This window comes from Marmoricola sp. URHB0036, assembly GCF_000426045.1.
Taxonomy (GTDB): Bacteria; Actinomycetota; Actinomycetes; order Propionibacteriales; family Nocardioidaceae; genus Marmoricola.
This window is the reverse complement of sequence record NZ_AUEP01000014.1, coordinates 38903-52459: the sequence shown is the minus strand read 5'-3', so window position 1 is coordinate 52459 and position 13557 is coordinate 38903. Positions and strand designations below refer to the sequence as shown.

Below are 13557 nucleotides of genomic sequence, written 5' to 3'. Positions count from 1 at the left end.
ATGGCCGAGCGAAAGCAGCTGCGGGGTGGCACCACCCTCGCGGTGGCGATGGGCATCATGAACGTCACCACCTACCTGTACACGATCCTCGCCGCCCGGCTGCTCGGTCCGCGCGACTACGGCGCCTTCGCCGCGCTGATGGGTCTGCTGCTGGTCATCACGGTCGCCTCGCTCGCGCTCCAGGCGACGGCGGCTCGACGCATCGTGGCCACGCCCGGCCACGTGCACCAGATCGAGCAGCTCATCCTGCGCGTCGGGGTGCAGGCCTCGGTCGGCCTGGGCGTGCTGTGCCTGCTGCTCTCCCCCGTGATCAACCAGGTGGTGCGCCTCGACAGCCTCGGCACGGCGGCGCTCGTCGCCTTCGCGGCGGCGCCGCTGACCATGATGGGTGCGCAGGCCGGCATCCTCCAGGGCGAGCGCCGGTGGATCGCGCTCGCCATGATCTACGTCGGGGCGGGCGTGCCCCGACTGATCATCGGCACGGTGCTGATCGTGTGGTGGCCGAACGAGTTCGCCGCGCTCCTCGGCGTGGCCATCGCGGCGTACATCCCGGTGGCGGTGGGCTGGCTCGCCCTGCGACGTCCGCGCGACCCCGGCGAGCACTCCGAGGAGCACCGGGTCGGCGCCCTGTGGAGCGAGACCCTCCACAACTCCCACGCGCTGCTCGCGTTCTTCGCCCTCTCCAACGTCGACATCCTGGTGGCCCGCAACGTGCTCGACGAGCACCAGGCCGGCCTGTACGCCGGAGGCCTGATCCTGGTCAAGGCGGTGCTGTTCCTCCCCCAGTTCGTGGTGGTGCTCGCCTTCCCGTCCATGGGCGTGGCGGAGTCGCGCCTCCGCACGCTGCTGCAGAGCCTCGTGGCGACGGGGCTGATCGGCGCGATCGTGGCTCTCGGCGTCACCGTGCTCTCGGGGTGGGCGATCATCTTCGTCGGCGGCAAGCAGTACTCCGCGATCAGCGACTGGCTCTGGGCCTTCGCCCTGCTCGGAGGCGTGCTCTCGATGCTGCAGATCGTCGTCTACAGCGTGCTGGCCCGTCAGGCGCGCAAGTCGGTGTACCTGCTGTGGTTCGCCCTGGTCGCCGTCATCGGCCTCGGCTCGCTCGCCGACACCTTCGACGAGCTGTTGCGGAGCGTGCTGGGCGTCGACACGACCGTGCTCGTCATCCTGGTGGCGATCAGCCTCGTGAGGCTGCGCCACCCCACCGCCGCGGCCGGGCCCGGGTCAGTGGGCGGCGGCGTGCCAGCTGCTCCCGGTGCCCACGGAGACGTCGAGGGGGACGGTCAGCGACGCGGCTGAGGCCATCTGCTCGCGGACCAGCGCCTCGAGGGCGTCGTGCTCGCCGTCGGCGACCTCGAAGACGAGCTCGTCGTGGACCTGGAGGAGCATCCGGGACGCCAGCCCCTCGTCGCGGAGGGCGCGGTCGACGTTGAGCATGGCGACCTTGATGATGTCGGCCGCCGACCCCTGGATCGGGGCGTTCAGCGCCATCCGCTCGGCCATCTCGCGGCGCTGGCGGTTGTCGCTGGTCAGGTCGGGCAGGTAGCGGCGTCGACCCATGATCGTCTCGGTGAAGCCGCTGCGCCGGGCCTCGTCGACGATGCCGCCGAGGTAGTCGCGGACGCCGCCGAAGGTCTCGAAGTACTCGTCCATCAACCCCCGGGCCTCGCTGGTGTCGATGCGCAGCTGCTGGGAGAGGCCGAAGGCCGAGAGCCCGTAGGCCAGGCCGTAGTTCATCGCCTTGATCTTCGCGCGCATCTCGCCGGTGACCTCGGTCGGCTCGACCCCGAACACCCGGGCCGCGGTCACCGAGTGGAAGTCGTGGCCCGAACGGAAGGCGGCGATGATGCCGTCGTCCTCGGAGAGGTGCGCCATGATGCGCATCTCGATCTGGGAGTAGTCGGCGGTCATCAGCTCGGAGTAGCCGTTGCCCACCACGAAGCCCTCGCGGATGCGGCGGCCCGCCTCGGTGCGGACCGGGATGTTCTGCAGGTTGGGGTCGGTGCTGGAGAGCCGTCCGGTTGCTGCGATCAGCTGGTTGAAGGTGGTGTGGATGCGGCCGTCCTCGGCCACCGTCTTGAGCAGTCCTTCGACCGTCTGCCGGAGCCGGATCGCGTCGCGGTGCTCGAGCAGGTGCTCGAGGAACGGATGACCGGTCTTCTCGTAGAGGCCCTGGAGCGCGTCGGCGTCGGTGGTGTAGCCGGTCTTGGTGCGCTTGGTCTTCGGCATGCCGAGCTCTTCGAAGAGGATCACCTGGAGCTGCTTGGGCGAGCCGAGGTTGACCTCCTTGCCGACCACGCCGTAGGCCGCCTCGGCGGCGTCGCGCACCCGGGTCGCGAAACCCTCCTCGAGCTCGGTGAGCAGGTCGTGGTCGACCGCGATGCCGACCTGCTCCATGCGGGCGAGCACGTCGATGAGCGGGAGCTCCACGTCGGTCAGCAGGCCGGTGCCGCCGCGGTCGTCGAGCTCGTCGTCCAGCGCGGCCGCGAGGTCGAGGACGGCGCTGGCGTGCAGCATCGCCGTCTCGCTCGTGTCGTTCTCCAGCCCGTCGAGGCTGAGCTGTCCGTCGTCGGCCTCGCTCTGCTTCAGCTCGCGCTTGAGGTAGCGGACCGTCAGGTCGGCCAGGTCGTAGGAACGCTGGTCGGGGCGGGCGAGGTACGCCGAGAGCGCGGTGTCGCGACCGAGGCCCACCAACGGCCACCCCCGAGCCGCGAGGGCGAGCATCGGACCCTTGGCGTCGTGCAGCACCTTGGGCTGCTCGGGGTCACCGAACCAGGACACGATCGCCGCGTCGTCCTCGGGCGTGATGTCGGCCACCACGACGTGGGCGGCGGTGCCGTCGGCCGTCGCGAACGACAGTGTCTGCACGTCGCCCGTGCCGCCGCGCCAGGATCCCTCGGCGAAGACACCGACCCGGCGGCCGTCGCGGGCGTTGTCGGCCAGCCAGCCGCCGACCTCACCCGGCGCCAGTCGCGTCATGTCGAGCGCGAAGCCGGAGTCGTCGATGTCCTCCTCGGACTCCAGGGTCTCGAACAGCCGGTCGCGCAGCACCCGGAACTCCAGCCCGTCGAACAGCGTGTGCACCTCCTGGCGGTCCCACGGCTGCATCGCGAGGTCGGCGGGCCTCAGCGGCAGATCGAGGTCGAGGACCAGCGCGTTGAGCTGGCGGTTGCGGATCACGTCATCGAGGTGCTCGCGCAGGCTCTCCCCCGCCTTGCCCTTGATCTCCTCGGCCTGGTTGACCACGTTGGTGAGCCCGTCGTAGGTCAGGATCCACTTCGCCGCCGTCTTGGGGCCGACACCCGGCACTCCGGGCAGGTTGTCGGACGACTCACCCACCAGCGCTGCGAGCTCGGGATAGCGCTCCGGGGGCACGCCGTACTTCTCCTCCACCGCGGCCGGGGTCATCCGCTTCATCTCGGAGACGCCGCGCATGGGGTAGATGACGGTGGTGCGCTCGCCGACCAGCTGGAAGGAGTCGCGGTCGCCCGAGCAGATCAGCACCTCGAAGTCGTCCTCGAGCGCCTGCGTGGCGAGGGTGCCGATGATGTCGTCGGCCTCGAAGCCGTCCTTCTCCACGAACGGCACCCGCAGCGCGTTGAGCACCTCCTTGATCAGGGAGACCTGTCCCTGGAACTCGTCGGGCGACTTGGAGCGGTTGGCCTTGTAGTCGGAGTAGGCCTCGCTGCGGAAGGTCTGGCGCGAGACGTCGAAGGCGACCGCGAGGTGGGTTGGCTGCTCGTCGCGCAGGACGTTGATCAGCATCGCGGTGAAGCCGTAGACGGCGTTGGTGTGCTGGCCGGTCGTCGTGGAGAAGTTCTCTACCGGCAAGGCGAAGAACGCGCGGTAGGCCAGCGAATGACCGTCGAGGAGGAGGAGGCGCGGACGGTCGAGGGTGACATGGCTGGGGGCAGTGTCAGGCACGGATTCGACCCTAACGCCTGCCACCGTCAGGTTCCCCCGCGCATATGCTCCCTACGAGCAACCAGCCCGCCAGGCGTCCACAGGGAGGAAGGTACGACGGTGAGCGAACCGACCCCGCTCCGTCGAGCCGACCCGGGCGAGTCCCCTGACCCGGCGAGCTTCAGCTACTCGATCGTCATCCCGGTCTTCAACAGCGTCGGCGTCGTCGCCACCACCATCGACCGGGTGGTCGAGGTGTTCGAGAGCGCCGGTCTGCGCTACGAGATCGTGCTGGTCAACGACGGCAGCCGCGACGGCAGCTGGGACGTGATCGCCGAGCGCGCCCGCACGTCGCCACACGTCGTCGCGCTCAACCTGCTGCGCAACTACGGCCAGCACCACGCCAACCTGGCCGGGATGCGCGAGTCCACCGGCGACTACGTCATCACCATGGACGACGACCTCCAGAACCCGCCCGACCAGGCGCTCCTGCTGATCGAGAAGGCCATGCTCGGCCGCCACGACGTCGTGTTCGGCCGGTTCGCGCAGAAGCAGGCCGGCGGCTACCGGCGGCTGGGCAGCAGGCTGATCAGCCTGATCAACCGCCGCGTCTTCGGGCAGCCTCCCGGGCTCGCCGTCTCCAACTTCCGGATCCTGCGCCGCGACGTGGTGGAGCGGATCTGTGAGTCGCGCACCGCCCACCCCTACATCACCGGCCAGGCGCTGCTGTACTCCAACAACGTCGCCGACGTCGTGGTCCGGCACGACCCGCGACCGGTCGGCACCAGCAACTACGGCATGCGACGGATCATGTCGCTGGTGCTGGCGATCCTGTTCAGCTACTCGGTCTTCCCGCTCCGGGCCGCTGCGGGGGTCGGTTTCGTGGTGGCGCTCGGCAGCTTCGTGCTCGGCGCCTTCTACCTCGTGCGGTCGCTGTTCGTGCAGACCCACGTCGAGGGCTGGACCACGATCGCCGTGCTGCTCGCCGTGTTCAACGGGGTGGTGATCATGCTGCTCTCGATGCTGGGCGAGTACGTCGTACGCACCCTCAACGCGGTCAGCGCGGTGAACACCTACCACGTGACGGAGCGGGTCTCCTCGTGATCCACCGGCGACCGGGACACCTGCTCGTCATCGGCGCCCAGCGCTCCGGGTCGTCGTACCTCAGCAAGGCCCTGGACGCCCATCCCCAGATCACGATGGCCCGGCCCCCGTGGCCCGAGCCCAAGGTGTTCTGCGACAGCGACCAGGCCGCCCGTGGCCTGGAGTGGTACCACGCGACCTGGTTCGCACACGCCCGCGACGAGCATTTGCTGGGTGACAAGAGCACCAGCTACCTCGAGGACCCGAAGGCTCCGGTGCGGGCGGCGGACATGCTCGGCGAGGCGCAGGTGGTCGCCGTGCTGCGCGACCCGGTGCAGCGCGCCGTGTCGAACTGGAGGTTCAGCACCAGGCACGGTCTCGAGACCAGGCCGCTGGAGGTGGCGCTGCGCGCCGATCTCGAGGCCGAGCAGCCATGGGACCGGACCAGGACCTCGGTCTCCCCGTTCGCCTACGTCCGGCGCGGCCGCTACCTCGAGTACCTCGAGCCCTGGACCGCCACGTTCCCGGGCACCACCCACGTGGTCCTCACCGAGGAGCTGCTCGCCGATCCCGCCGTCCTCGACGGCCTGTTCCGCGACCTGGGCGTCGACCCCGGCGTGGCACCCGCCCCACCCGGCGAACCGGTGAACACCAGCCTGGGCGACCCCCCTGTGTTGAGTGACGCGCTTGTGGGCACACTTCAGTCGTACTTCGAGGCGAGCAACGCCGCCTTGGGTGCCCACCTCGGCAGGACGCTGCCGTGGTGACCGAGGCAGAGGGAAGGGGCCGGCCGGTGGAGCTCCCGGAGATCCCGTTCAACGTCGCTGCCGTGGCGGGCCGCGAGCTCGAGTACATCCAGCAGGCCATCCAGGGTGGACACCCGGCGTCCGGCGGCGAGTTCACGCGCCGCGCCGCACAGGTCCTGGCCGAGCACACCGGCGCGGCCGAGGTGCTGATGACCACGTCGTGCACCTCGGCACTCGAGCTGTCCGCCATGCTGCTCGACCTCCAGCCCGACGACACGGTGATCGTGCCGTCGTTCACCTTCACCAGCACGGCGCTCGCGTTCGCGCGTCAGGGCGCCGGGCTCGTCTTCTGCGACATCGAGCCACGCACGCTGAGCGTCGACCCCCAGCACCTCGCGTCCCTGCTCGACGAGCACGTGCGGGCCGTCGTCGTGGTGCACTACGCCGGCGTCGCGTGCGACATGGAGGGCATCCAGGAGGTGCTGGCCGCGTGGCCCGAGGTCCGCCTGATCGAGGACAACGCCCACGGACTCTTCGGCAGCTGGCGGGGACGGCCGCTGGGCAGCCTGGGGCGCTATGCCGCGTTGAGCTTCCACGAGACCAAGAACTTCGTCTGTGGTGAGGGCGGCGCACTGGTGCTCAACGATCCGGTGGACGTCGACCGGGCGCGGGTGCTCTACGACAAGGGCACCAACCGGCGCGCGTTCATGCTCGGGCAGGTCGACAAGTACACCTGGAAGGACACCGGATCGTCGTTCGGTCTCTCCGACGTGCTGGCGGCGTACCTCCTCGCGCAGCTGGAGGAGCGCGACACCATCCAGGCCAAGCGCCGCACCATCCACGACCACTACTCAGCGGCGTTGGCGCCGTACGCCGAGGAGCTCGACTTCCAGCTGATGCAGGTGCCGGAGGGACGCGAGTCGGCGTACCACATGTTCTACGTGCTGCTGCCCGGGCGCGACCGTCGCAACGACTCGCTCGAGATGCTGCGCAAGCTGGGCGTGCAGGCGACCTTCCACTACCTGCCGCTGCACACCTCGGACGCCGGCCGGGCGTTCTCGGTCCGCGAGACCGAGTGCCCGGTCTCCGAGCAGGTCAGCGACCGGTTGCTGCGCTTGCCGTTCTACAACGACCTCAGCGAGCACGACGTCGACCGCGTCGTGGCCGCTTTCCTCGACACCGCTTCCGCGACCCTGCGCGACAGGTGAGCTCCCACCCGACCGCGCAGCCGGGGTCCTCCTCGCTTCGTCAGCAGGGCTACTGGTGGCACCGGGCCCGCACCGACCTCCTCGAGGTCGTGATGGCTCCCCACCTCGGTATGCCGCGGCGCACCCTCGACGTGGGGAGCGCCGACGCCCCCAGCGTGGGGTGGATGCGCACGGGCCAGCAGCACGTCAACCTCGACCTGCTCCCGGAGGGGCTGGTCCCCGGTGAGGGCGTGTGCGGGTCGGCGACCCGGCTGCCCTTCGCCGACGAGACCTTCGACGTCGTCTCCGCGTTCGACGTCGTGGAGCACTGCGAGGACGACACGACCGCCGTCTCCGAGCTCGCGCGCGTGCTGGTCCCGGGCGGCCGGATGCTGCTCTCCGTCCCGGCGTACCAGTGGGCGTGGTCGGACCACGACGTCCAGGCCGGGCACCACCGGCGCTACACCCGGCCGCGACTCACGCGGTTGGTGGAAGGGGCCGGGATGCAGGTGCTCCGGTCGACGTACGCCTTCGGGGGCGTGTTCCCGGTCTTCCTCGCCGAGCGGGTACGCCGACGGCTCGGCCCCGCACCGCAGGGCGACACCCGACTGCCGCCCGTCTCTCCTCGTGCCGACCGGGTGCTGATGGGGTTGTGCGCGGTGGACGCGCGAGTGTTGCGCCGCCGTGACCTGCCGTTCGGGTCGTCGGTGTTCCTGGCCGCGGTCAAGCCGGGCTGACCTCACCCACGGCGCAGCGTGCGCACCGCCAGGACTGCCAGCACCAGTGTCGCGGCGACCTCGGCCACCAGGAACCCACCTGCGGACCTGGCCACGGGTGACTGGCTGCTCAGCGCGACGACACCACCGGCTCCGACGAGCACCGCCACTCCCCAGGCTCCTGCCACGCCGGCCGGTCGGTCCTGGGCCAGTGCACTGACCATCAGGGCCAGGTTGGCGACGGCAACGGTGCAGCCGACGGCGAGCACCGCGGCCTGCCCGGACGAGACGTCGACGGAGTCGCCGAAGACGAGGTGCAGCACCTCCGGGCCGAGCAGTGCACCCAGCGCACCGGCCAGAGCGGCAGCCACGACGGCGACGGTGCCCAGGCCGCGCAGCAGCGACCACAGCACGTCGTACTCCCCCGCGACGGCGTGCCTGGTGACGCGCAGGGTCAGCTGTGGAACCGACCCGAGCGCGACCATGTACGGCGCCCGGAACAGGGCCAGGGCAGCGAACATCGCGGTCACCTCGCGCGCCGATCCGCCGAGCAGCGCCAGCAACACCGGTCCGCCCGTCAGGACGGTCTGGCTGATCAGCTGTCCGGTGGCGGCGCCGCCGAGGAAGGCGAACGGCCGCGACTGACCGGCGCCGGCGACCGTGAACCTGAGCGCGTCGGGCCACAGCACCACGACGAGTGACCCGGCGACCAGGCACAGGCCGTGCGCCACGGGGTCGTGGACACCGGCCAGCAGGAGCCCGCCGACGAGCAGGCAGCGCAGGCCGTTCTCGGCCACCAGGCTCCATGCCACCGCCTCGAAACGGCCCCGGCCACCGAGCCCTCCGCGCACCACGCCGATCACCGCCGAGCCGAGCGTCACGAGGACGACCATCGCCGGGAACCATGCGTCCTCGCGGTGGAACAGCTGGTCGCGGACCGACCAGGAGAGCAGGCCGAGTGCCAGGGCCGCGGCCAGCACCAGCAGCGACACCCGGGCGGCGGCTCGGCGTACGTCGCCCTCGTGGCCGGCTCCGACGCTGCGCGTGATCCAGTGCTGCAACGGGAAGGTGAACGCCGCGCCGGCGAAGGCCCACAGCGTCCAGAGCACCGACACGGGCGCGGCCGCTTCAGCACCGAGACCCCGGGTGATCAGGGCGAACAACAGGTAGGCCAGCAGCCCGCTGACCACCGAACCGAGCGCGAGCGCCGTCGTGGAGCGGTCGGTCCGGGTCATGGGGCGGAGTCCCCCAGTCGGGCCAGCGGGTCGAACGGGTCGAAGTTCGCGGCCTTGCGCAGGGCAGCGATCCTGGCCTCACCGAGCGACGCGCGGGCGTACCAACCCCAGTCCGGCGCCCTGCCGACGTAGACGTAGTCGGGTTCGATCGACCTCCGCCACCGATGGGAGACGGTCTCTCCCACGGCGACCAGGTCCGTCTGCCGGGCCACGAGGTCCCGCTTGAACCCGTCCAGCCCTCCCGGCCAGGTGTCGTCCATGTAGTCCTGGAGGCCGCCGCGGAAGGTCTGGTAGCGGGTGGGGTTGGTCCGACCGGTGAGCACCAGCGGCTGCGGTGCCTCGATCGAGGTGATCGTCGCGTCCTTCGGCAGCTGCCCGAGCACGGCGTCGACGTCGCGGCGTTGCACGTCCAGGGTGTCGTCGCGCACCGACACCGAGTACTGCAACGCCAGCACCACCGCGACGACCGACAGCCCCGCCGCGACCACGCCCGCCGTACGACGGGCCAGGTGCTGCGCCACCGCGGCGAAGACGGCACCGACACCGACGGCCGAGAAGGGCAGCACCGGGAAGAGGTCGGGCCACGCGTCGTAGTCCTTCAGTGTCCACGCCAGCCCGGCCACGACCCCGACCGTGCAGGCCGGCAGCATCAGGACGTTGGGGTTGGCAGCGCGGGCACGTCGGGACAGCGCCGCGACCGAGCACACGACCAGGGCCAGCAGGCCACCGAACAGCAACCACACGGTCGAGCCGTAGGCCGCCTGCATGTCCGTCCAGACCGCGTCGAGCTTGTCGGTGACGGGGTTGGGGACCGTGTAGACCCAGTTGATCACCGCGAACGCCTCGACCGACGCGTGCAGCGAGCCGGCCAGGGCGAACCACACCGTCAGCACGGCGACCGGCGTGAGACCGCCGAGGACGATCCGGAGCAGCGCACGCACCCGACCGCCACGCGCCAGCAGCAGCGCGGCGACCACGACGGCGGCGAAGGTGCTGACGAAGGAGGTCTGCAGGCACAGGGTCGCCAGGCTGACGCAGACACCGGCGAGGAACCACCGCCTCCGGGTGGCGGCCCAGAGGGCGCAGATGATGAACAGGGTCATCGGGGTCTTCTCGCGCGGCCCGTTCGAGGCGTACTGGATGAACCCGTGGAAGGCCAGCAGGGTGGCGGCGGTGACCATGCCCGCGGCCCGCGACCGGAACAGGTCCCGGCCCAGCAGGTAGGTGGTGCACACGCATGCAGTGGCGATCAGCATGAACAGGACCCGCATGGTGATCAGCTCGTCGAACCCGCCGGCCCGGGCGATCAGGGCGCCCACTCCGGGAAGGACGTGGGCGAGCGGGCCGGCCCGGTTGAGGATGCCGAGGTACGGCGGCACCCCGTCGGCCATCTGCTGGCCCGCGTAGCTGTAGACGCCGAGGTCCCGGGTCAGCGCCCCGTGGAAGCCGTGCAGGGTGTAGACGATGAGGGAGACCCCGGCGACCACGAGGACCAGCGGGTCGGCCCGCCTCCACCGGGACGACGGGAGCGCCTCGCGGGCACTCATCCGTGAGCCGGGCGTGGAGACACGAGGCCACCCTAGAGGGGCGACGCTCCGCTCAGGCGGTGCCCTGGCGCCGGCGCATCGACCGCCGCTGGGCCAGCACCTCGACGAGGTGTCGGTTGCCGCCGCTGCGAGCGCGCTCGGTCGTGAGCTTCTTGCGCAGGGCCGCCGTGTGGGCGTGCCGCACGTTGCCGAGCGTGCCGAGGCCGAGGCGGGCGAAGAACCGGTTGGTGTCGCGGTTGCCGTCGGTGACCACGGTGATCTGGGTGATGTCCTTCTCCTCGGCCCAGGCCAGGGCGGCCTCCATCAGCGCGTGGCCGTAGCCGTGGCGGCGGTAGTGCGGGAGCACCAGGAGGAAGGAGCTGTGCACGGCCTGGTCGAGGGCCAGCGGCCAGAGCGGACCGCGGCTCAGCTTCATCGCGGCGACGATGCGGTCCTCGTGCTCGGCGACCAGCAGTCGCTGGTCGGGGTCGAGGGCGATGGTGGCCAGCGCCTGCTCGGCGTCGGCGAGGCTGCGGTCGGGTGAGCTGGAGTGGTCTCCGATGCCGGAGACTGCGGCCCACAGGTCGAGCAGGTCCCAGGCGTCCTCGGGGACGGCGTCACGGATGCGTGGTGCCTGACGTGGCATGGGAACCTCCTGCCCGCAGGCCTTGGACACAGATCCGCGGTGAGACACTGTCTCGCCGCAGTCGTTGCAATATAAAGGAGATCGGGTGCTCCCCGGAATCGGTACTGCCGTGAACGTCGTCACGGTGCTTGCCGGCACCTCGATCGGCGTCCTCGTCGGACACCGCCTGCCAGAGCGTACGCGCAAGGTCGTGACCGACGGACTGGGCCTCGTCACCCTGCTGATCGCGGGCCTCTCGGCTGCTCACGTCACGGACGCAGCGCTCTCGGACGCGGTCGGTGCGTCGGCCCCGATGCTGATCGTGCTCGGGTCGGTGCTGATCGGCGGGATCGCCGGTTCGCTGCTGCGGATCGAGGACCGGCTGGAGGACTTCGGCGGCCTGCTCCAGCGGGCCGCCGTACGCCGCTTCGGGGCCGGGTCCGGGGATGAGGCACGGACCCGCTTCATCCAGGGCTTCGTGACCAGCTCTCTGGTCTTCTGCGTCGGACCGCTGACCATCCTCGGCTCGATCAACGAGGGCCTGGGCAACGGCGCCGACCAGCTGCTGCTCAAGTCGGCACTCGACGGCTTCGCCGCGATCGCGTTCGCCGCCTCGTTCGGCTGGGGCGTCGGGTTCAGCGTCATCTCACTGGTGGTGATCCAGGGTGGCCTGACCGCCCTGGGCGTGGCCCTGGGCAGCTTCGTGCCCGACGCCCACCTCAGCGCACTGACCGCCACCGGCGGCCTGGTGCTGCTCGGCGTCGCCTTCCGGCTGCTCGACATCAAGCAGGTCAAGGTCGCCGACTTCCTGCCCGCGCTGCTGGTCGCGCCGCTGCTGACCGAGCTGGTGATCCGGATCCGCTAGCCCGCGATGCCTAGCCGGGGCCGTCGCCGCCCATCTCCGGGCCGTGCGCGACGACGCCCTCGGCGACCTGGCGCATCGAGAGGCGCAGGTCCATCGCGGTCTTCTGGATCCAGCGGAAGGAGTCGGGCTCGCTCAGCCCGAGCCGCTGCTGGAGGACGCCCTTGGCACGGTCGACCAGCTTGCGGGTCTCGAGCCGCTCGGTCAGGTCCTCGACCTCCGACTCCAGCTGGCGCAGCTCGGTGAACCGGCTGACCGCCATCTCGATGGCCGGCACCAGGTCGGTCTGGTCGAACGGCTTGACCAGGTAGGCCATCGCGCCTGCGTCCCGCGCCCGCTCGACCAGGTCGCGCTGGCTGAACGCCGTCAGGATCACGACCGGGGCGATCCGCTCGCCGGCGATCTTCTCGGCGGCGGCGATCCCGTCGAGCCGCGGCATCTTGACGTCGAGGATCACCAGGTCGGGCCGGTGCTCCAGGACGAGCTCGACCGCCTTCTCCCCGTCCTCGGCCTGCCCCACCACGTCGTACCCCTCCTCGGCGAGCATCTCCGCGAGGTCGAGCCGGATCAGCGCCTCGTCCTCCGCGATCACGACGCGGCGGCGCGAGGCACCCGTGGGCTCCGGTGTGGCGGTCACAACCGGGAAGGCTATCGGTCGCGCGCTCGGGTAGCCTGTGCGGTCGCGCGGCCCCGGTATCCCAACGGCAGAGGAAGCGGTCTCAAACACCGTCCAGTGTGGGTTCGAATCCCACCCGGGGCACCCATTTTCCGTCGGTGCCCTCGTTGACCCTGAGGGCATGTACCCGACGTCCGTCCGCCAGGAGGCACTGCGTCTGCTGGCCGAGGGTCGCTCGATCAACTCGGTGAGCGGCACGCTCGGCATCAGCCGGGCAGCGATCCGCGACTGGCGCGACAACGGCATCGATCGCGCTGCCGCGTTCGACTGCCCGGCGCACCCCACCAGTCCGCAGTACGCCGCTCTCTTCGGCTACTACCTGGGCGACGGGTGCCGCTCGGTCGTCGGTCGCGCGTACGCTCTTCGCGTCTCGTGTGACAGCACCTGGCCGGGGATCGTCGATGACGTCGAGGCCTGCATCCGGGCCGTGCACCCGAACCGGCCGGTCTTCCGGGTCCGCGCACCGGGCGCCATCGTCGTGCAGCAGTACTGGCAGCACTGGCCGTGTCTGTTCCCCCAGCACGGCCCAGGGCGCAAGCACGAGCGGCGGTTGGGGATGGCCGACTGGCAGCGCGAGATCGTCGCGGCTCATCCCGGGGACTTCCTGCGCGGGCTGTTCCACTCCGACGGTGCCCGGGTGCGCAACTGGACGACGCGGATGGTCGCGGGCGAGCGGAAGCGCTACGACTACCCGCGCTGGCAGTTCGTGAACATGTCCCCGGAGATCCTCGCGTGGTGCGGCGAGGCACTCGACCTCGTCGACGTCGCGTGGCGCCGCTCCAACCACAAGACCGTCTCGGTGTCACGTCGCGACGCTGTGGCACGGCTGGACGCGCTGATCGGGGTCAAGCGGTGAGGACCCTAAGTGGACCACGACTAGACCAGTTGAAGAGCGAATGTTTCGACTCGGATACGACCGGCCCGGACGCTTGACTCTGCCCCCACTGGCGACAACTGTCTCACCAGCGGTCTCGTCCGAGACCCTTTTCGCGTGGCCC

Annotated in this window: 12 protein-coding genes and 1 tRNA gene; 8 read left to right on the top strand and 5 right to left on the bottom strand. The window is 70.6% G+C overall.

Features of this window, described 5'->3' with window-relative positions:
- Positions 1 to 1299 (top strand): lipopolysaccharide biosynthesis protein, encoded by a 1299-nt coding sequence (locus H976_RS26865; protein WP_196804120.1) that lies wholly within the window; start codon positions 1 to 3, stop codon positions 1297 to 1299.
- Here H976_RS26865 and polA read toward each other — a convergent pair.
- Positions 1225 to 3924 carry a DNA polymerase I gene (gene polA, locus H976_RS0116415; protein WP_027862424.1) on the bottom strand — a complete coding sequence of 900 codons (2700 nt, stop codon included), beginning with the start codon at positions 3922 to 3924 and terminating at the stop codon, positions 1225 to 1227. The two genes, H976_RS26865 and polA, sit on opposite strands and share 75 nt — an antisense overlap.
- Positions 3925 to 4023: 99 nt before the next feature.
- Here polA and H976_RS0116410 point away from each other — a divergent pair, with 99 nt between their 5' ends.
- From H976_RS0116410 to H976_RS26855, 4 genes are read left to right on the top strand one after another with little or no spacing between them, the layout of a single operon-like run.
- A complete protein-coding gene (locus H976_RS0116410) occupies positions 4024 to 5007 on the top strand; it encodes a glycosyltransferase family 2 protein (protein WP_027862423.1) in 984 nt (327 codons plus the stop codon).
- A complete protein-coding gene (locus H976_RS0116405) occupies positions 5004 to 5753 on the top strand; it encodes a sulfotransferase (protein WP_027862422.1) in 750 nt (249 codons plus the stop codon). The genes H976_RS0116410 and H976_RS0116405 overlap by 4 nt, the downstream gene beginning before the upstream one ends.
- Positions 5750 to 6940, top strand: a complete 1191-nt coding sequence (rffA, locus tag H976_RS26860; RefSeq protein WP_196804119.1) for a dTDP-4-amino-4,6-dideoxygalactose transaminase — start codon at positions 5750 to 5752, stop codon at positions 6938 to 6940. Before H976_RS0116405 ends, rffA begins: the two co-directional genes overlap by 4 nt.
- Positions 6937 to 7656, top strand: coding sequence for a class I SAM-dependent methyltransferase (locus H976_RS26855; protein ID WP_036226938.1), 720 nt, complete (start codon positions 6937 to 6939; stop codon positions 7654 to 7656). The genes rffA and H976_RS26855 overlap by 4 nt, the downstream gene beginning before the upstream one ends.
- 2 nt (positions 7657 to 7658) lie before the next feature.
- Here H976_RS26855 and H976_RS0116390 read toward each other — a convergent pair whose 3' ends face one another.
- From H976_RS0116390 to H976_RS0116380, 3 genes are read right to left on the bottom strand one after another with little or no spacing between them, the layout of a single operon-like run.
- Positions 7659 to 8870, bottom strand: coding sequence for a hypothetical protein (locus H976_RS0116390; protein ID WP_027862421.1), 1212 nt, complete (start codon positions 8868 to 8870; stop codon positions 7659 to 7661).
- Positions 8867 to 10417, bottom strand: coding sequence for a hypothetical protein (locus H976_RS0116385; RefSeq protein ID WP_027862420.1), 1551 nt, complete (start codon positions 10415 to 10417; stop codon positions 8867 to 8869). The genes H976_RS0116390 and H976_RS0116385 overlap by 4 nt, the downstream gene beginning before the upstream one ends.
- A 52-nt stretch (positions 10418 to 10469) precedes the next feature.
- Positions 10470 to 11042: a GNAT family N-acetyltransferase gene (locus tag H976_RS0116380; protein WP_027862419.1), complete on the bottom strand. Its 573-nt coding sequence runs from the start codon at positions 11040 to 11042 to the stop codon at positions 10470 to 10472.
- A gap of 85 nt (positions 11043 to 11127) precedes the next feature.
- Here H976_RS0116380 and H976_RS0116375 point away from each other — a divergent pair, with 85 nt between their 5' ends.
- A complete protein-coding gene (locus H976_RS0116375) occupies positions 11128 to 11886 on the top strand; it encodes a DUF554 domain-containing protein (protein WP_027862418.1) in 759 nt (252 codons plus the stop codon).
- 10 nt (positions 11887 to 11896) lie between these two features.
- Here H976_RS0116375 and H976_RS0116370 read toward each other — a convergent pair whose 3' ends face one another.
- Positions 11897 to 12520, bottom strand: a complete 624-nt coding sequence (locus H976_RS0116370; RefSeq protein WP_027862417.1) for an ANTAR domain-containing response regulator — start codon at positions 12518 to 12520, stop codon at positions 11897 to 11899.
- Between the two features lie 50 nt (positions 12521 to 12570).
- Here H976_RS0116370 and H976_RS0116365 point away from each other — a divergent pair.
- A tRNA-Leu gene (locus H976_RS0116365) sits at positions 12571 to 12643 on the top strand.
- A gap of 37 nt (positions 12644 to 12680) precedes the next feature.
- Entirely contained in the window at positions 12681 to 13415 is a 735-nt protein-coding gene (locus H976_RS0116360; RefSeq protein ID WP_027862416.1) for a helix-turn-helix domain-containing protein, read from the top strand.
- The last annotated feature ends 142 nt before the right edge of the window (positions 13416 to 13557 follow it).